Consider the following 20,367-nt stretch of genomic DNA (forward strand, 5'->3'; position numbering starts at 1 on the left):
AAACAATTCGTCTTTTTTTTAATTTTAAAACTTTATCTTTGCTTGATAAACCAAGAAAAAGCGCATATATTTATGGATATAAACGAAGTTCATTTCATCTATTTTTCGCCTACTCGTACTTCTAAACAAGTTGGCGAGGCAATTGTTCGCGGAACAGGACTAACAAATGTTGCTACTACGAATTTAACACTACATGCTGCAGAAGTAGATATTCCGGAGAATACACTGACTGTTATTGCTGTGCCGGTGTATGGCGGCAAGGTAGCTCCTTTGGCTATGGAGCGTTTGCAGGGTATTCATGCATCGGGAGCTCCGGTTGTGCTGGTAGTGGTTTATGGTAACCGCGCGTATGAAAAGGCTTTGATAGAGTTGGATGAATTTGCTTCTGCCCAGGGTTTCAAGGTCATTGCCGGAGCTACTTTTGTGGGAGAACATTCGTATAGTACGGAACAACATCCGATTGCCCCAGGACGTCCGGATGCAAATGATTTGCAATATGCGGAGGAATTTGGTGCGAAGATACGGACGAAAATAAATGCCGCCACTGACATGGAACACTTGTATCCGGTGGATGTGAATCGTATTCAGCGCCCGCGTCAGCCTTTTCTGCCGTTGTTCAAGTTTCTGCGCCGGGTGATAAAGTTGCGTAAAAGTGGTGTTTCTTTGCCGCGTGTACCGGAAGTGAATGTGGAACTTTGCACGCATTGTGGTGTTTGCGCTGTACATTGTCCTTCGGGAGCTATATTGAAAGGTGACGAATGCAATACGATTGCCGAAAAGTGCATAAAGTGTTGCGCATGCGTCAAAGGATGTTCGTTTAAGGCGCGTACGTATGATACTCCGTTTGCTTCACTGCTTTCAGACTGCTTTGTGCGGCAGAAAGAGGGCCGGATTATTTTATAGTTAAATCCTACATGCAATAAACTCCTTTCATTCAGAATTTCTACAGAATTCTCCGATACATTTGTGTCTGTATTTAAAATTAGGAACTATGAAATTATTGATAGTAGAGGATGAACGTGAATTGTCCGACAGCATTGTGAGCTTTCTGTGTCGGGAAGATTATTTGTGCGAACAAGCCTTTTCCTTTGCTGAGGCTGCCATGAAGGTAGAACTCTACGAATATGACTGTATCTTGCTGGATTTAATGCTTCCCGGAGGAAATGGATTGGATGTGCTGCGAAAAATAAAAAGTACATCGCCTCAGACGGGAGTCATCATTGTGTCGGCAAAGGATTCTTTGGACGATAAAGTGGCGGGACTGAAGATCGGTGCCGACGATTACTTAGCCAAGCCTTTTCATCTGCCGGAACTGAGTATGCGTATCTTTGCTTTGTTGAGGAGGAAATGTTTTACGAACAGTAATACTTTACAGAATGGTCCGATAAGTATTGATTTGCTCGGTAAGGTGGTTAGTGTCGGAACTGTCACACTCGATTTGACCAAAACTGAATATGAACTTTTGTTATTCCTCATTGAAAACCGTCGTCGCGTTGTTTCTAAGAGCGCATTGGCCGAACATCTTAGCGGCGACATGGCGGATATGATGAATGACTTTAGCTTCGTCTATGCCCACATCAAAAACTTAAAAGCGAAAATGGCGGATGTGGGTATGGCGGATTGCATTAAAACATATTATGGAACCGGATATAAATGGACTATAGAGTCATGAGAAGTCTTTTGAATAAAACACTCTCCCGATTCCTTGTCTGTACGGTGGCGATCTTCATACTGACCACTCCCGTGTTTTTCCTGCTCACCAAGTATTTCTATGCGGAGGATATGATAGATATTATCGAGGCGGTGCAATTGGGGACGTCTATTCCACCTATTGATTTAGAACGGGATATTATGGTGGGAATGATGCTTCAGTTCCTGCTTATTTTTCTGGTCTTGAGCCTTGCTTTGTTTATTATGATGCGTTTCATTACACATCGCCTGTGGTTGCCGTTTGATGATACGTTGCGGAAGACAGAACAGTTCAACTTGGCGCAAAGTACAGTGCCTCAGTTTCAGAAAACCGAAATAAAAGAATTTGTCCGGTTCAACAATTCGTTGGCAAAGCTGATGCAGAAAGATAAGGAGATTTATTGTATACAGAAAGAGTTTACCGAGAATGCTTCGCATGAACTCCAAACGCCTATTTCTATTATTCGCAGTAAACTGGACTTGTTGATGCAGGAAGAACTGGACGAGCGGTCAATGAGTCTTGTTTCCGATCTTTACGATCTCAACACCCGGATGGAACATTTGAACCGCAATTTGCTGCTCTTGGCAAAAATAGAGAATTCACAGTACACAGAGATGGAGGAGGTCGACTTAGGCAACTTTATTCGTGAGGCAATGCCTACTTACAATGTACTGCACAGTGATTTGAACATTTCTTTTTTTGACCAGCGGACGTGTCATGTTGTGCACAAGGTAAACACGATTCTGCTAAGTTGCCTGTTGAATAATCTTGTAGTCAATACCATTCGCCATACTGCTGCAATGGATGGAGAGATTAGACTTTTGCTTTGCGATAGTTGTTTTGCGGTCAGTAATCCGGCGGATGGGGTATCTCTTGATGCCCGTACACTTTTTCATCGTTTCAGTGCTGATGATACAAAGGCGGCTGGGAATGGACTTGGACTTTCTATTGTAAAAGCCATTTGCGACTACCATGGATGGAGGGTGCAATACGCTTTCGAAGAGAATCACCATGTGTTTTCAGTGCATTTTAGCCTGCTTAACTCCTCTAACTCCTGCGTATGAATTATGTAGGTTAGGTAATTTGTTGGCGAAATTATTTCAAAGCTTTTCGGTTATGAATTAAATGGGTCCGCGTCGTCCGCGTATCTATTTATTTATTACTAATACGATATGAGCTATATAGGAGTGCTGTAAAGAGCATAACTATCTGTGTGGTAATACACTTGGTGTTCCACTAAGATCAGTCGTAGTAGGAAAATAGCTCGTTATGCAGTTGTAAATTCCTCTAACGGGAAATGAATAAATTCCGTCAACGTCTTTTTGATAATCAGTTGACGTATTCTAAAAAATTCTCCTTAAAAAGATTGTCTTCCCCAGTAATATTCAAAATGTCTTCTAATTTGCCTTTTACTTTTGCCTCAGAATTTTGAGATAAAAGTAAGAAAAAGGTATGAAAAGATTTGTTTTAGGCGTCGTGGTCATTTGTTGGACTACGATTGCATTCGCTGCAGGAAATGGCAGTAAAGTGACAGGAATATTAAGCGGTAAAACGAATAAAGTACCGGTGGAGTTCGCTACGATAGCTTTGTACGAGGCAACAACCCAAAAACTTGTGACGGGAGCCATGACAGATTCTATCGGATGCTTTCAGCTGGAAGATGTGCCAACGGGGCGATATTATCTGGTGGGTAGCTATGTCGGTTATGGTGAAACACGATCTGCAATATTTGCCATAGGCAATGGCAATCAGACGGTTGATGTCGGTGTATTGTGGATTGACGATAAAGGTCAGGTGTTGAATGAGGTGGTGGTAGCCGGGCGAAAATCCACTTTTGTGCCCAAACTGGATCGTAGGGTATTTAATGTAGAACAGGATTTGATGAGTTCGGCAGGTTCGGTAAGCGATTTGATGCAGAATATTCCTTCGGTGGAGGTGGATTTGGAAGGTACGGTCAGCCTGCGTGGTAATGAGAATGTGACTATCCTTATTAATGGAAAACCATCCGCACTGATGAGTGGCAGGACACGGACTGATGCTCTGAATCAACTTGCCGCAAACAGTATCGAACGTATTGAGGTAATTACTAATCCTTCGGCAGAGTATAAACCCGATGGTGTGAGCGGTATTATCAACATCGTATTGAAAAAGGAGAGTAAGGCGGGACTGAATGGCACTTTAACGGCAAATACCGGTAGCCACAACCGTTACAATGCTGGAGTTAATTTGAATTACGGCATCAATGGGGTAAACTTCTTTGGTGGCTATGCCTTCCGGCAAGATCGCTATGACCGTAGTGTTTTTGACAATCGTACATCGCCCACGGAATATATCAATCAGACGACTTTCGGCACAGGTCGTCCCGTGTCGCACACATTACGACTTGGAATGGGAGCAAATCTTTCGGCGCATGATGTCATGGAAATTTCAGGAAGCTATAATCGCCGTCATTTCCTGCGAAGTGAGCGTATAGAATCTGTTACGGAAGATATAAATCATCATTTGGAAGACTTTTATTTTCGCAATCGCAGGGCTGATGCCAGGGAGAACATGTGGGAAGGAAACCTTCTCTATGCCCACACCTATGGAAAGGGCAATGAATGGAGCGTGAACTATACTTATTCTTCCGAAAGTGAAGACGAACAGAATGAATATTCTACTATGCAAATGGAGAATGACACCAAAGATAATGAGTGGGTATGGGATGCCAATTATCTGCATATCGGAAAAGTGCATTGGCGGCATCATTTGTCGGAACGGACAAAACTGTCTGCGGGTTATGAGCTGGAGGCGCTTCGTGCCGAACAGAATTATCATGTGGAGAACTGGGATGGCGCGGCTTTCATTCCTGATTTTGACCGTACAAGTGATTTTACCCATCATCGCACCCTTCATTCTTTCTTCGCTACTTTAGAAATGAATCCGGGAGAGTGGAGCCTTATGGTCGGACTGCGTGGAGAATATGCTGATATCCGGAACAATCTTTATTCTCTTGACAGCATCACGAAGCAGCACTATACCAATATTTATCCAACATTACATGCCTCCCGCAAACTGAATGAGCAGAATGAACTTCAACTAAGCTATAGCCTTCGTGTGAACCGTCCGGAAGGTAGTGATATGAATCCATTTGCCGAGCGTATCAATCCACTCAGTCTTTCGGCGGGTAATCCTGATTTGAAACCGGAGAAGATACATTCGGTGGAGGCGGGATGGCTGTGGCACAATAATACAAATGCATCGTTGATGACTACAGTCTATTATCGCTATCTTACCAATCAGATTACCGAAGTATCACGCTGTATAGACGGTGGCGTACTGCTGACTACTAAAGAGAATCTGGATCAGAGTCACAATGCAGGATTGGAGCTGATCTGGAGTTATTCTATCAATCGTTGGCTCTCTTTTATCTGGAATGCAAACGGATATTTCAATCAGATCAATGCAGAAAAGTTGGGCTTTTCACGACACAGGAATACTTTCTCATGGAGCACGTTGTTCAATGCCAACTTTATGGCGTTCAAACATTATATGATGCAGCTCAATGCACGTTATCGTTCTGTCACACTGGTGCCTCAAGGTCGTAGAGATGCCGATTCTTGCATCAATCTGGGTATGAAGTATGATATCCCGAGTATCAATCTTTCCGTATTGGCTTCGGTTACCGATTTGTTCGATACCTATCGGAAGTCGTATAGGCTTGATACACCCGAATTGAAACAGAAAGTAGGAAAACGCCGTAATCCCCGTATTTTCTATGTCGGCATTTCTTATACATTTGGTGGAAACAAGAGTATAAAACACACTGCGAAGTTAGAATATGATGAGAGTATGTAAAATTCTTATATTGCTTGTTCTTTGTGCATTTTCAGTGATCGGACAGGCGCAGGAGGATTCTGCCAAAACAGATACGGTTCGGGTAATGGATAATAACTCTTATCGTTTCCGCATCCGGCAGGTCATTTTGCCTGCAGCTTTGATTGGAGTAGGGGTCATCGGGCTGGAAAGCCATTGGCTGCAATATCAGAACCGGGAGCTACGCGATGAGCTACGGGAAAACATTGACAGTAAATTCACGATTGATGATTTTTCGCAGTATGCTCCGATGCTTGCTGTTTATGGCTTGAATTTGTGTGGTGTAAAAGGAAGGCATAGCTTTACGGATCGTATCATAATCCTCGCCACTGCCTATGCGCTAATGGGTATCACGGTAAACACATTTAAAATGACAGCCAGTGTAGAACGTCCTGATGGGAGTAGTCGTAACTCCTTCCCGTCGGGGCATACCGCAACCGCTTTTATGGGTGCGGAGTTTTTGCGTAAGGAATATTGGGACGTTTCTCCATGGATAGGTGTTGCCGGGTATGCAGTAGCTGCCGGCACAGGCTTCTTTCGTATGTACAATAATCGCCATTGGCTGACAGATGTGCTTGCCGGAGCCGGAATCGGAATACTGAGTACCCAGGCGGCTTATTGGCTTTATCCAACTATTACAAAAACTTTCTTCCGTAAGCGGTATAAGAATATATTTGTTTCTCCTTATTTCTCAAAAGAAGAAAAAGGGATTAGTTGTCATATCACTTTCTAAAAGATACTTGTTACAATTAATTAAGGGATAAACTTCAGGATAATAACTTTCCGTGTTTGAGCGTCTATTCTGAAACGATTATCAGCACGTTCACCTATCAACCAAATGATATGGGAACCGCTGCAAAGCACCCATTGCTGTTCTTTGCGGGAAAGGGAGAACTTCCGATCAGTAAGGTAATCGCTGACTTTTTTTCGCCCGGTCATACCAAAAGGAACGAATGCGTCGCCTTGTCGGCAGCGTCTGACAGTGAGGGGCTGTTTTAGTTTGTCTGCATCGAAGCAAGCAGTATTTCGGTCGCGGGGAATGACGAAATCATCCGTGACTTCTAATTCTTCCATTATCAGACGAAAGGGCAGGGCAGGATCATCCGGTGAGAATACTGTTGAAGTATCTTCTGAACAGACCGGTTCTATTTGTAAAAACTTCCGGTCTTTAATCACACGCCATCCTCTGCTGAGGAATATCTTTCCCGGTTGCCCATTCAGGGAGTTGAAAATATCTTTGATTTGTGTAGCGTTAAATCCTAATGGAGATAAAATTTCAAATAATAAAGTTTCCGGTGCAGGCTCCTGTAGCAAAGCGCTGATCAGAATGTCTTGTCCGGTTTGTACTTTCCGCTTACCTTCTTCTATGCCTTTCTTATATAAGAGAGCTGCATCATTCAGATATTCTGCGGTGCGGAGAAGGCTTTCTTTTACGGAGGGATTGATTTTCTGCATAAGGGGCAAAAGGTTGAGGCGTATCTTGTTGCGCGTATATTCGTCTCGCAGGTTGGTGCTGTCCGTTACGTAAGATTGTCCGATTGCTTGCAGGTATTCGGTTATTTCTTTCCGGTCGAGGCATAACAAGGGACGGACAATGTTTCCGTTCTTGGGGCGGATACCCAATAGCCCGTTGATGCCTGTTCCACGGATAAGGTTGAGCAGGAGAGTTTCTACACTATCATCTTTATGATGGGCCACGGCAATAACATCGGCGCCTTGTTGCAGACGGAGCTGTTCAAACCAGGCATAACGTAATTCCCGCGCTGCCATTTCAATGGATATGTGGCGCTTTTCCGCTTCTTCCGTAGTTTGAAAATGTTGGATATATAACGGAACTTCCAGTTGCAAGCATAGTTCGCGGACAAACATTTCATCTCGAACCGATTCATCGCCCCGCAGATGGAAATTACAATGTGCCGCCTCGCAGGTGTACCCCATATCAAGAAGTAGACGCAACAAAGCTACTGAGTCCGCTCCGCCACTCAGTGTTACCAGTATTTTGTCTTCTCGTGTGAAAAGCTTCTCCTGGTCAATATATTGCGCTATTTTCTTTTTATTCATAATGGTGCAAAGATAATATTAACGGATTAAATTCTTTCTAATTCTTCGGAACAAAGTGGAGAATGGAGGATATTCCCTCCTTATTTAAAAACAATCTAAATAATTTGTAGGCTAAATACAAATCATTTATCTTTGCATCCAAATTAAAGAAAGAGAGAAGACTATGCGTTTGTCCGAATTAAAAACTGGAGAAAAGGGTGTAATCGTTAAAGTACTGGGGCATGGCGGTTTCCGTAAACGAATTGTAGAAATGGGCTTTATTAAAGGCAAGACCGTAGAGGTTTTGCTGAATGCCCCGCTGAAAGACCCCATAAAATACAAAGTAATGGGGTATGAAATCTCTTTGCGTCGTCAGGAGGCGGGAATGATTGAAGTACTCAGTGAACATGAGGCGAAAGAGCAAGTGACAAAACCGAATTATCATCTGGGAATGAGTGAAGATATCTATCCGGGTGAAGAAGAACTGAAACGGATCGCCCTCGGTAAGCGCCGTACCATTAATGTTGCTTTAGTAGGTAATCCAAACTGTGGAAAAACTTCTCTGTTTAACATTGCTTCCGGTTCACACGAGCACGTTGGTAACTACAGTGGAGTTACAGTGGATGCCAAGGAAGGCTACTTTAATTTCCAGGGCTATCATTTCCGCATAGTCGATTTGCCCGGTACATATTCGCTATCAGCATATAGTCCTGAAGAAATGTATGTTCGTCATCATATTATTGATGAAACTCCGGACATTGTTATCAATGTGGTAGACTCATCTAATCTGGAACGTAATCTGTACCTCACTACCCAGCTAATTGATATGAACGTACGTATGGTGATGGCTCTCAATATGTATGATGAATTGGAAGCCAGTGGCAACACGCTGGATTACATGAAACTGAGTGAACTCTTTGGTGTCCCTATGGTTCCTACCGTTTCGCGTACGGGTAAAGGCATCGAAGATCTTTTTCATGTTGTTATCAGCATTTACGAAGGTGCTGACTTCCTCGATCAAAAAGGCAAAGTACGTACCGAAGTGTTGAATGACCTGCGCGAATGGCATCGGGAATATGTGCCCGGCTATACCGGTGGAGCTCATAAAGAGGAAGAGGTGCGTCATCATGGATTTTATCGTCATATTCACATTAATCACGGTCCCGAACTGGAACGCAGCATTGAAGAGGTGAAGCGGGTGATTAGTGAGAATGAAGATATCCGTCATAAGTATTCCACCCGTTTTCTTGCCATCAAGCTTTTGGAGAATGATCCGGACTTGGAAACGTTGATTAAAACTTTACCCAATGGCAAAGAAATCATTGCTGTCCGTGATCAGGAAAGTCGCCGTATTCGAGACGTGCTGAATGAGGATTGCGATCAGGCAATTACCGATGCTAAATATGGTTTTATATCCGGTGCGCTGAAAGAAACCTTTGTGGATAATCATTTGGATAAAGAACATACTACCCGTGTGATAGACTCCATTGTAACGCACCGTGTGTGGGGATTCCCCATTTTCTTCCTGTTCATGTATCTTATGTTCGAGGGGACGTTCGTGCTCGGCGAATACCCGATGATGGGTATTGAGTGGTTGGTAGAAACCCTCGGCAATTTTATACATGCCAATATGGCGGACGGACCATTGAAAGACTTGTTGGTAGACGGCATTGTTGGTGGTGTTGGTGGTGTGATTGTCTTTCTGCCGAACATCCTTATTCTTTATTTCTGCATATCGCTTATGGAAGACTCCGGTTACATGGCACGTGCCGCGTTTATCATGGATAAGATTATGCATAAGATGGGGCTGCATGGTAAATCCTTCATTCCTCTGATTATGGGTTTCGGATGTAATGTACCTGCTATTATGGCTTCGCGCACTATTGAGAACCGTAAAAGCCGACTTATTACTATGCTCGTCAATCCGTTGATGTCATGTAGTGCTCGCCTGCCTATTTATTTGTTGCTGGTAGGCGCGTTTTTCCCGAACAATGGTAGTTTGATACTGTTATTAATATATTCAATAGGTATCTTGTTGGCGATATTGATGGCGCGTTTATTCAGCCGTTTCTTGGTGAAAGGGGATGATACTCCGTTCGTAATGGAACTTCCACCTTACCGTTTGCCGACAGCAAAGGCTATTTTCCGGCATACTTGGGAGAAAGGTGCGCAATATCTTCGTAAAATGGGGGGCATCATCATGATAGCTTCCATCGTAATATGGGCGTTGGGATATTATCCTGACCATGATGCGTATGAGACGGTTGCCGAACAGCAGGAGAATTCCTACATCGGACAGATAGGAAAGGCTATGGAGCCGGTGATTGAACCTTTGGGTTTTGACTGGAAACTTGGTATCGGTATACTTTCAGGTGTGGGCGCTAAGGAATTAGTGGTAAGTACACTGGGGGTGCTTTATACGAATGATGCTGAAGCGGATGCCGTAAGTCTTGCCGAACGTATTCCGATTACACCGTTGGTAGCTTTCTGTTATATGGTGTTTGTATTGATCTATTTCCCATGTATAGCTACGATTGTAGCAATCAAGCAAGAATCCGGTAGCTGGAAATGGGCGTTATTTACGGCAGTGTATACCACGCTGCTTGCGTGGGTAATGGCATTTGCCATTTATAGAATAGGAGGATTATTTGTATGATGAATTGGCAACAATGGATAGTTGCAATCCTGTTACTGTTGTGTATTGTCCGGATCGGATGGGGAATTTATGCTTTTTTTCGCCGGACAAAAGGAAATGGTAACCCATGTGCAAATTGCGTAACCGGTTGTGACTTAAAGCGATTGATGGATGAGAAGCGTGCAGAGTGTAGTGCGACGAAAAAAGAAAAGAAGAAAAATTGCTGCGAATAGTTGGAGTTCTCAAAAAATGTACTACCTTTGCAACCGCAAATGAGAAAAGATTGGTTCCTTGGATGAGTGGCTTAGTCAGCGGTCTGCAAAACCGTGTACGGCGGTTCGAATCCGCCAGGAACCTCAAAACGAACAAAATGCCCTGAGTAGAAATACTTGGGGCATTTGTTGTTTATTGACCTTCAGTAACTTAGCTACCCTGCCATTTGGGTAGAAAATCGTGCAAGTGTAGACCGAATGTAGTCCGAGCCTCCTAAAACGATACGATTGTAGCACATGAAAAGTGTTAATTTTGGTTTTTTTCCTATCAATATATATAGAATTCATCAGTTAGTTATCATTTTCCCATATTATTTTTGTTACAACCCCAAAGAAATATGCCATGAAAAAGATTCTATTTATCCTAATTTACAGTTCAGTTTGTTTTAGCTCCCCATATAATGAAGAGCTATAGTGTTAATTCTATAGAGGATAGTTACGAATATTCGATAGTCAGTCAAGAAAATAAAAACAGTCAAAAAAGACATTTTAGGTAATACGATTATTGAAGATGATAATGGTAATACGATTATGATTAAAAAGGATATATTCGGAAATTCCACTATCGAAGACTATTAGGCAGACATTCTTTTTCATCCTGTTTCCCCTTCGTAAGAAAGTAGCCATGAACCCTAATTGTTCATGGATACCATTCCGTTCGCATGGCTGAATATTTCTTTGTCAATCAGCAATTGTATGGCCTGTTCCGTTATCATATCTAGATTGTTCCTTTTCCTACTGAAACCGAGAAGTTGGGAAGTCAGCCGTTTCAGATCTTCAGTCGGCATGGATATTTGTTGCTCTATGGCATAGCGGGCGGCACTCATTACTTCCAGGATTGGAATATCCAGAATATCGCGTTTGGAGTTGATGCGGTAAAAGTCGCAGTCTTTAGCTTTCTCTTCATCTTCCCAGTAAATTATAGTATCTCCCGATAAAGGGTCTTTATATGCATCTTTAAGAAGACTGTCGATAAATAGCTGTAAACGGGTGGTAACTCTTGTCAGATTCCAAATTCGTAATATCCTTTTATATAGTAGAGTATTTGTTATAGGTTGTTCAATCTTGACTATTTGTTGAAGTTGTTTTTTAACCTGATAGGAAGAAGTTATTACGGTATCGATATCTGTACTGTAACCGATATCGGGCAAGTTAGCGAATGTATACTCTTTTTCTCGATTGTTCACCAATTCTACAACAGGTTCATTCTCTATACTGAATGTTTTCAGAACATTATTCTCTGCCGGAAGGAGGGGAGGCTGTTCTTCTACTTTTGTGTTTTTTAAATCTTCCAGCTTTTTGATAATGCGCTTCACGACGTTCTCCTTATGTTCAAACCAGTCGACAGACCATACACGCATCACATTCCAGTGGAGCATTTGCAAGACATTCGGTTGTACTATTTCACGGTCTCTGGTGGTTTTTGTTTCATAATAGTTTCTTCCGTCACATAAGATTCCCAGAATATATGTGTCTGGTTGCAGCGGATTAACAATCGCTAAATCTACTTTAAAATTAGACCGCCCTACCAGAGTTTCCACTTTATAACCACGCTGAGTAAGTTCTTGTGCAATTAAAGTGATGAGATTACTTTGTTGCAGGTTCTGGAGCTGGATGGCCGGAACAGGTGAGGTGCCGCGTTCTGCAAATTCAAGGAATCTTTTTAAGCCTTCCACACCTTTGGACTTTGTGCGTTTTAAATCTATTTGTTCGGAGCGTAAGGTTGAAAATATAATCATCTCGTAACGTGCGCGCGATACGGCTACATTCAGACGACGTTCACCGCCTTGATTATTCAATGGTCCGAAATTCATAGATACATTGCCGTTCCTGTCCGGACCGTATCCTATAGAGAAAAGAATAATATCCCGTTCATCACCTTGCACATTTTCTAGATTCTTGATGAAAATAGGTTCATTACTTTGGAAAGCTTTTTCTTCCAATTCAGGATATTTGTTCAGCTCCTCAATGAGCATATCTTCTATCAGATTTTGCTGCACCTGGCTGAAGGATACGACACCTATGCTCTTTTCAGGAACTTCAGGTATACGTAGCCGGTTCAGTATTTCTTTCACAATGGCTTCCGCTTCGGCATGATTGCTGCGTGTACGTCCTTTATCATACGTACCATCTATCTGAACTAAGCGTACTTTTGAAACTCTGTCATCCACAGAAGGAAAGGTATATAGTTTTCCATTATAATACTGGGAATTACTGAAAGCAATCAGACTTTCGTGTTTGCTCCGGTAGTGCCAGGTCAGGTAACGGGATGGAATGGATAATGAGATACAATCATCCAGAATACTCTCCATATCATCAAATTCAGCCTCTTCTTCATCAACTTGTGAAGAGGAGAAGAAACTTGTCGGAGGCATTTGCTTGGGATCACCTACTACTACTAATGCGTTGCCGCGGGCTATTGCACCGACTGCCTCGCTGGTAGGCATCTGTGATGCTTCGTCGAAGATAACAAGATCGAACTTCTCTGCATCCAGATCTATATATTGAGCCACTGATATCGGACTCATCAACATACATGGACATAGCTTGGGCAACAGAGTTGGTATCTGATCTATAATTCTCCGGATAGATGTGCCGCGTCCTCCATTTGAAATATTCCTTTTTAGAATTCCTATTTCGGAACTGGAGGCGGCTTCCATTGTCAGTGATGGGATTTTGGCCGCTAATCTACAGTACAGCTCTTTTTTACTCAACTCCTGAAAGTCTACAGTCAACTGTTTGTATTTGCTGATCATTTCTTCGAATAGCAATCCGTTGAAAAGACGCAAAGTTTCATCTGCATCAATGGTTTTTAGCGCTAATTGGTGATAAATGCCCTTCATATATGCATCAGCAGCTTCCGATCCGCTTTTATGCTTATCTGTTATATAGTTGATAACTATGGTTAAATGTAAAGATTCCAATTCTTTCTTACGGATGCACCATTGTCCCCAGTCTTTAATCATATTGAAGTGAGTTAACCAGGTATTCAGTAGAATCGGTAGTTTCATTTCAAGATTATTATCCGGCAGTTGTATGTAGCATAAACCTTTAATTTCATTGAGAACCGTATTCAATTCGCTGGATGTATCGATCAATTGCTTGAATGTGTTTTCATTAGACTGCTGGAATATGTTCCAGTCAATACTAATTTTATTTGCAAATTGATTCAGAACTTCTGCAAATGGCTGTTGAACTATTGCTGCATATTCCGATAAAGTGTTGTAAATCGTCGGAAGACTCTTAAGTATAGAATCAATATCATTCCATTTCTCTTTGTTCTTTCTTCCTAAGAAACCGAAAGAAGATGACAATTCGGAAGATTGTTCTTGAATGACCTTATTATTATTTTGATAAGCATTGAGCTTTTCTAACAGGCTTGGTATTTGCATTGCCTGCAAATTCGTATTGTAAAGTCTGAGCTTTCTCAGATAAGAACGTTTTGCAAAGAATTTAGGTAAGAACCATTTCATTTCGATATCTTTCCATTCTTGCTGAAGGGTAAATGCATTTTCTTCCAGAATTTGAAGTGCGTATTCTTTGCCCAGTTCAGCTTGTAACTGGTCTCGTTTACGGCCGAACAGGACAACATCTTTCCATTCTTCTATCAAATCGGTATTGCCACCTATTTCCAATAGCGTTTTGTTCAGATATGGGATGGATAGAAGTTGGTTACTTATCTTGCCCATCCAGTTGATCCCATCCCAATTATCAGGTATCGAGATTCCCAGGCTATTTGAAAGCAACTTTCTGTTAGCGGTAATTGAGGTGAATAAATTTATAAAGCGCCTGATTCCGGCTTGTAGTTTCTGAGAGCTTTCTATGGAAGTTTCGTATGGCTCCAGCCCCTTTAGTGGGTGGTCTTGCGGATGTCCTGTTATCTGAAAAACTGTATCCAGTTCCTGGATCTTTTCGCAAAAGTCTGTCAGTTGATTCTTCGTGATGGCGGGCAACAGAGAAAAGTCGATAGACAATTCATCTCCTTGTATCGATAAATAGTGTGTAATACAATCGTAAAGAGAGAAACCGGAAGCATGGGAATGATGCAATGCTTCCATATAATCGATCAGTTTTCTTCTACGCTCGAATAATTGCTTTGAAGTGCTTTCAAACTCAGCGGGAGACTGGATATGAATGACTTCTATAGCCTTCTGAAGCTGCGCCAGAAAATGGGATTTAGTGACTTTATTGGAATGTATTTCCAGGCAGAATGGATCTAATCCTATCTTGGTCAGACGGTTTTGCACTACAGAAAGTGCCGCCATCTTTTCCGCTACGAATAGCACACGTTTCCCTTTATACAGAGCATTGGCTATCATATTGGTAATGGTCTGCGATTTGCCGGTTCCCGGAGGACCATGCAATATGAAGCTCTTTCCTTCTCCTGATTCAATGACAGCTTCAAGCTGCGAAGAATCAACGTCAACAGGAATGGCAAAATTGATAGGTTCAAGATTTTTGTCTATTTCTCTGGCGTCAATCTCCGGAGCTGTATCTTGCCATTGAATGCGATTTTCCATCAGACTGGCTATAATGGCATTCTCTTTCATTTTGCTTGCATTGGTATGAATATCATTCCACATGACAAACTTGTTGAATGAGAATAACCCCAACATGGATTCTTCTACTACGTCCCAACCTTTCATATTACGGATGCAGGTGCGAATCGTAGCGAATATCTTTTTCAGGTCTACCCCACTATCATCTTTTGGCAACGGATTCAACCCGGAAAGATTAACACTGAACTGTTGTTTCAATAGTTCGACGAGCGTTATGTTCAATATGATTTCTTCGTCTCTGGTGCGGATGATATATCCACTTAAGCCTCCACGACGCACAATATCTACCGGTAACAGTAAGATAGGAGCAAAGCGTGGTTTCACACTCTTAGAAGACTCGTACCACTTCAGGACTCCTAAAACGAGGAACAGTGAATTGGCGCCATTTTCCTCGATGGCGGTTCGCGATGTACGGTATACAAATTTGAGTGAGTTCTGAAGTTCGCTTTCGGTCAGATAAGAACGAAGTTTTTTGTTTCTCAGTTCGCTGATTACTAATTTTTCCAAATTCCCTTTCCATAAAGAAGAATCATAGAGCCCTGTCTCACCAGGTTCTATTTTACTTTTAGCAGGACTGGGTAATATCTGGTAGTTTTCTCCGGCTTGCAGATGATCTTCCAGATGGTCAATTTCGAAAGATATGAATGGTATGACTCTTCTGCCAAGCCGGATGTTGATCAGATTATTACGTAGAGAAAAGTCCAGCAGTTTTCTTTCCCAAATAATCTGCTTGGTTATTTCATCCTTGCTGTCCTCCAGTTTTATTTCATACCGGTCCAGTTGGTGTATTCTTTGGGTTACGTTCTCATGCTCTATTCCACTGTTTTCTATTTGCCATTCACCGTTATGGTTTATGCGTTGCGGCAATGGGCGGATTTTATCCAGTCTGCACCTATATACATCGATAAACAGCTCGAATCTGTTTTCTTCTTTAAGTTCTCTCTGAGCCATTGTAGCGGCTTCTTCAAATGAGATGTTTTGAGAGGATGCCACTGCGGTTGTCTCAACTAATACAATGTCGCTGATGCCATTTGCACTCCCTTTGAGTAGAAAGGAAGCATCATCGCCTACGGTTTGATGATAAATATCTTCTGTAAGCCATGCGCCTACCAATATATGTCCTTTCAATAAGACTAAAAGAGGATGAATGCCATTTGCCTCCAGACAGGAAGCATAGAGTAAAGTCAGGTCTATACATGTACCCAGCTTGCTGGTGAGTACATTATCTACCAAGCGGATACGCTGCCCCGAAGTTTCAAAGCTGGCCGGAACCGTAGAATATATTAAAGACTCAGACCGGAGAGCCTCATAAATAGCAGCTACCTGTGCACGTACTCGGTTGGGGTCCTGTGTCTGATACTCGTCTAAGGCGGAATTTCCGGTCCACTTTTCGAGGAATTGTGAGGCCCTTACGCTTATTCTTGAAAGTATGGGGTGATTGGGAGTAACAAATGTAGCTAAGAGTTCGGGCATGATACTGGAGCCGCTCCACTGATCGTATGCCATCAGTTTGATAGGAAACGTTTGCTGATGGGCTATCTCACCGGAAATCATAACAACCAGATGAAAGGTAGTATCGATGCCTTCTGTCAATTCGATTAATTTTCCATTTTCAGGTGATATTTCCAGATTGTTGATTTGTATGTTCTGTCCAGGTGGAATTATCTCAAGAATGCTTTCTGAGTATTTAATAAGTTCTCCGTCTATGGATACTTTGATGTTATTCCAGTCGACTTCATCACTGTTCATGAGTTCGCAGAAATTGCATGAGGGCACATGGTTGTGTATCATTGCATAATTAATACATGGTAGGTATTCCAGATGGACTGTCCCATTGAAGATGCCTGTAATAGTGTTGTCGTTTCCCATTATTGTTATAGAATTTAACTGATGAAAGACGTAATTTTATAATAGCATTCCCGGATTCAAAGTTATAAATATAATGTTAATAATCTAGCTTTTATTTATAATTTAGTGAGATTTTTGTCGCTTATTTAGTTCAAAATGGATTCACTCTATTGTCTATTGTCTTGATTTTTGTGATATTTGCAACGCCTTAGAACAAAATACTCTATTGGATTGTTTAATAACAGACAAATTTTATATCTATATGTATATTACTCTCATTATTTTATTTCTTTCTGCGATATTCTTTATGAGTGGCAAAGTGCGTTCGGATTTAGTTGCGCTTTGTGCTTTGGTGTTACTAATTATATTCGGCATTCTGACCCCGGAAGAAGCATTGACTGGCTTCTCTAATTCTGTTGTTATAATGATGATAGGATTGTTCGTTGTGGGCGGTGCTATCTTTCAGACGGGATTGGCAAAGATGATAAGTAGTCGTATTCTGAAGTTAGCTGGTGACAGTGAGTTGAAACTTTTCGTTCTTATTGTATTGGTGACTGCCTTCATCGGTGCTTTTGTCAGCAATACCGGAACAGTAGCTTTGATGCTTCCCATTGTAGTCAGTATGGCTATGGGGACGCAGATCAATGTCAGCCGCCTGTTGATGCCGCTTGCGTTTGCCAGTAGTATGGGAGGTATGATGACGCTTATCGGTACACCGCCGAACCTTGTAATTCAGGAAGCATTGACCTCTGCAGGATATACACCTCTTACATTTTTCTCGTTTACTCCTGTAGGATTGGTTTGTGTGGCTGTCGGATTGATAATCTTAATTCCATTGAGTAAGATTTTCCTGACTAAGAAAGGTGACAAGGACCGTAAGGGTAAAAAGAACAAATCGTTGAAAGAATTGGCGGGAGAGTACCAACTGTTTCAGAATTTGTGTCGGGTACAGGTAGAAAGTAAATCGCCTTTAACCGGAAAGACTATACAGGAATTAAGTATTCCACAACGCTATAATGTAGGTATAATGGAAGTTCGGCGTCAGTCATCCTCTTCCCGTCGTCACTTTTTTAAGACGATGAGCCAGGAAATGGCTGCTGCTGATACTGTTATTCAAGAGAATGATATTTTGTATGTACTGGGTGATTTTACCAATGTAGAACATTTTGCCGAAGAAAATACATTAAAGTTGCTGGATACCCATGCAGCGGAAGGTACGGTAGAAGCAAAAAGTGAAGAACTGGAATTTACAGAAATAGGTATTGCTGAAATTGTATTGATGCCTGCCTCCAATCTGGTAAATAAGCCGGTAAAAGATTCAGGTTTCAGGGAAAAATATGGTGTGAATATCCTGGGTATCCAACGCAAGCGCCAGTATATCCTGAAAAATCTGAAAGATGAAAAGATGCATTCGGGAGATGTGCTGTTAGTGCAGGGAACATGGGAGAATATAGCGCGTTTGAGTGAAGATCCCTCCGATTGGGTAGTACTTGGACAACCGCTTGCTGAGGCTGCTAAAGTAACATTGAATCATAAAGCACCTGTTGCTGCCATAATCATGTTGGGAATGGTGGTAATGATGATGTTCGACTTCATCCCTATTGCCCCGGTAACGGCAGTAATGATTGCAGGTCTGCTAATGGTGCTTACTGGCTGTTTCAGGAATGTGGAAGCGGCATATAAAACTATTAACTGGGAAAGTATTGTATTGATTGCCGCTATGATGCCCATGTCGCTGGCGCTGGAAAAGACCGGAGCCTCCGATTTGGTATCTCAGTCATTGGTAAACGGATTGGGTAGTTACGGGCCTTATGTGTTATTAGCAGGTATTTATTTCACTACTTCGCTGATGACTATGTTTATTAGTAATACAGCTACAGCAGTACTTTTGGCTCCGATTGCCCTCCAGGCTGCCATACAATTGGATTTGAGTCCATATCCATTCCTGTTTGCCGTAACCGTGGCAGCCAGCATGTGTTTTGCTTCTCCATTCTCTACTCCACCCAACGCTTTGGTGATGCCTGCGGGACGTTATACATTCATGGATTATGTTAAAGTTGGTTTGCCTTTACAGATAATTATGGGAATTGTGATGATCTTTGTACTTCCGTTATTGTTCCCGTTTTGAGAATAACTTAAAAGTATAAGATCAATGAAAGTAGTAAAGAGTTTGATGTTTATCCTGTTTGTCCTTTGTAGTTTATCGGGCAAAGCACAGGAAGTAACTGCCGATAGCACCGGCTACATTGTAAGAGTAGGGGAGATGGCTCCCAACTTTACCATTACCCTGACAGACGGTAAGAAGGTTACCCTTTCCGAACTCCGTGGCAAAGTGGTGATGTTACAGTTCACTGCCAGTTGGTGTGGAGTATGTCGTAAAGAAATGCCTTTCATAGAAAAGGATATCTGGTTGAAGCATAAAGATAATTCTGCATTTGCCCTTATCGGCATAGACCGTGATGAACCGTTGGACAAAGTAATTGCGTTCGGCAAGTCGACTGGCATTACTTATCCCTTGGGCTTAGACCCCGGTGCAGATATTTTTGCCAAATATGCGCTTCGCAATGCCGGAATTACCCGCAATGTACTGATTGATAAAGATGGGCGCATTGTAATACTGACCCGCCTGTACAATGAGAAGGAATTTGCTGCATTAACGAAGAAGATTGACGAAATGTTGTCAAAGAAATAACAAACAGAAAGTCCAGGTTGACCTTATTTTAAGGTCAACTTGGCTAAATAATCGTAGTGCTTTCCTTCTTTTACCAACTCCGCTTGGAAACCATTTTCGGCCGCATAAAGACTGAGTGTCTGGAAATCAATGTAAAGCCAGTCGAATGACTCTCCCAGGATATCCCTATATTGCATCTGGAAATCTACTTCTCCATAATAGTCGCCTGCCAGGTCGATCACAAAACTTCCGTCTTCTTCCTCAAACAGATAGCGCAGGTCGCTGGAGTCCATAAAGATACAGCCACCGGGTTGTAGCAATTGCTTCATCCTTTTGAAGAAGGCAGGCAGATTTTCCAGTTTGCCGATGATTCCCGAGCCGTTCATCAACATTAATATCGTGTCGTATGTCTCATGGAAATGCTCATCGAACAGATTGAGCAATGTGGCATGCCGTACGCCGCGTTGTTGCATAACTTCTACTGAAAGTGGCGAAATATCAATGGCATGTACCTCTTTGCCTGCTTCCTGCAAGGCAAGGCTGTGACAACCGCTTCCGGCTCCTACATCCAGGATCTTTCCCGTAGCCATTTGTAGGGCAGTACGTTCCAAAAGAGGCATCTGCTTTTCCGTACGAAACAATTCCTTTACCGGAATTTCATCCTCATCGAATTGTGAAGAAAAAACACGCAGTCGTTCGGCCTTGTGTCGTTTGTTGTAGTCGGCAATAGCAGCACCCATTGGGTCTTTATCAGCAGTAAGCAGCATAGTGTTCATTCTATTCAATCTTTAAAAGTT

General features: G+C 42.2%; 12 protein-coding genes and 1 tRNA gene. 10 read left to right on the forward strand and 3 right to left on the reverse strand.

Annotated elements, in window-relative coordinates; all coding sequences use genetic code 11:
• The first annotated feature begins 72 nt into the window (after positions 1-72).
• From DW036_RS14015 to DW036_RS14035, 5 genes are all read left to right on the forward strand, one after another.
• Entirely contained in the window at positions 73-903 is an 831-nt protein-coding gene (locus DW036_RS14015; protein ID WP_118465229.1) for a 4Fe-4S binding protein, read from the forward strand.
• A gap of 88 nt (positions 904-991) precedes the next feature.
• Positions 992-1,672: a response regulator transcription factor gene (locus DW036_RS14020; RefSeq protein WP_118464943.1), complete on the forward strand. Its 681-nt coding sequence runs from the start codon at positions 992-994 to the stop codon at positions 1,670-1,672.
• Entirely contained in the window at positions 1,669-2,754 is a 1,086-nt protein-coding gene (locus DW036_RS14025; RefSeq protein WP_118464944.1) for a HAMP domain-containing sensor histidine kinase, read from the forward strand. Before DW036_RS14020 ends, DW036_RS14025 begins: the two co-directional genes overlap by 4 nt.
• A gap of 388 nt (positions 2,755-3,142) precedes the next feature.
• Positions 3,143-5,527 (forward strand): outer membrane beta-barrel family protein, encoded by a 2,385-nt coding sequence (locus DW036_RS14030; RefSeq protein ID WP_118464945.1) that lies wholly within the window; start codon positions 3,143-3,145, stop codon positions 5,525-5,527.
• Positions 5,511-6,278, forward strand: coding sequence for a phosphatase PAP2 family protein (locus DW036_RS14035; protein WP_118464946.1), 768 nt, complete (start codon positions 5,511-5,513; stop codon positions 6,276-6,278). Before DW036_RS14030 ends, DW036_RS14035 begins: the two co-directional genes overlap by 17 nt.
• 20 nt (positions 6,279-6,298) lie before the next feature.
• On the opposite strand, the gene tilS is transcribed toward DW036_RS14035, so the two are convergent.
• Positions 6,299-7,606 carry a tRNA lysidine(34) synthetase TilS gene (gene tilS, locus DW036_RS14040; RefSeq protein WP_118464947.1) on the reverse strand — a complete coding sequence of 436 codons (1,308 nt, stop codon included), beginning with the start codon at positions 7,604-7,606 and terminating at the stop codon, positions 6,299-6,301.
• A 163-nt stretch (positions 7,607-7,769) separates the two neighbouring features.
• Here tilS and feoB point away from each other — a divergent pair, with 163 nt between their 5' ends.
• From feoB to DW036_RS14055, 3 genes are all read left to right on the forward strand, one after another.
• Positions 7,770-10,241 carry a ferrous iron transport protein B gene (feoB, locus tag DW036_RS14045; RefSeq protein ID WP_118464948.1) on the forward strand — a complete coding sequence of 824 codons (2,472 nt, stop codon included), beginning with the start codon at positions 7,770-7,772 and terminating at the stop codon, positions 10,239-10,241.
• Complete coding sequence (locus DW036_RS25985) at positions 10,238-10,453, forward strand: hypothetical protein (RefSeq protein WP_118464949.1); 216 nt, start codon at positions 10,238-10,240, stop codon at positions 10,451-10,453. Before feoB ends, DW036_RS25985 begins: the two co-directional genes overlap by 4 nt.
• 52 nt (positions 10,454-10,505) lie before the next feature.
• Positions 10,506-10,577: transfer RNA gene (locus tag DW036_RS14055), tRNA-Cys, on the forward strand.
• A gap of 547 nt (positions 10,578-11,124) precedes the next feature.
• On the opposite strand, the gene DW036_RS14065 is transcribed toward DW036_RS14055, so the two are convergent.
• Positions 11,125-16,920 carry a DUF3320 domain-containing protein gene (locus DW036_RS14065; protein WP_118464950.1) on the reverse strand — a complete coding sequence of 1,932 codons (5,796 nt, stop codon included), beginning with the start codon at positions 16,918-16,920 and terminating at the stop codon, positions 11,125-11,127.
• Positions 16,921-17,161: 241 nt separating this feature from the next.
• Here DW036_RS14065 and DW036_RS14070 point away from each other — a divergent pair, with 241 nt between their 5' ends.
• Entirely contained in the window at positions 17,162-19,027 is a 1,866-nt protein-coding gene (locus DW036_RS14070; RefSeq protein ID WP_118465230.1) for an SLC13 family permease, read from the forward strand.
• Positions 19,028-19,051: 24 nt separating this feature from the next.
• Positions 19,052-19,591 (forward strand): TlpA disulfide reductase family protein, encoded by a 540-nt coding sequence (locus DW036_RS14075; RefSeq protein ID WP_118464951.1) that lies wholly within the window; start codon positions 19,052-19,054, stop codon positions 19,589-19,591.
• Between the two features lie 23 nt (positions 19,592-19,614).
• On the opposite strand, the gene DW036_RS14080 is transcribed toward DW036_RS14075, so the two are convergent.
• Positions 19,615-20,346, reverse strand: coding sequence for a bifunctional 2-polyprenyl-6-hydroxyphenol methylase/3-demethylubiquinol 3-O-methyltransferase UbiG (locus tag DW036_RS14080; protein ID WP_118464952.1), 732 nt, complete (start codon positions 20,344-20,346; stop codon positions 19,615-19,617).
• Positions 20,347-20,367 lie beyond the last annotated feature (21 nt).

It is taken from the genome of Bacteroides sp. AF39-11AC, assembly GCF_003474285.1.
In the GTDB taxonomy this organism is placed as follows: Bacteria; Bacteroidota; Bacteroidia; order Bacteroidales; family Bacteroidaceae; genus Bacteroides.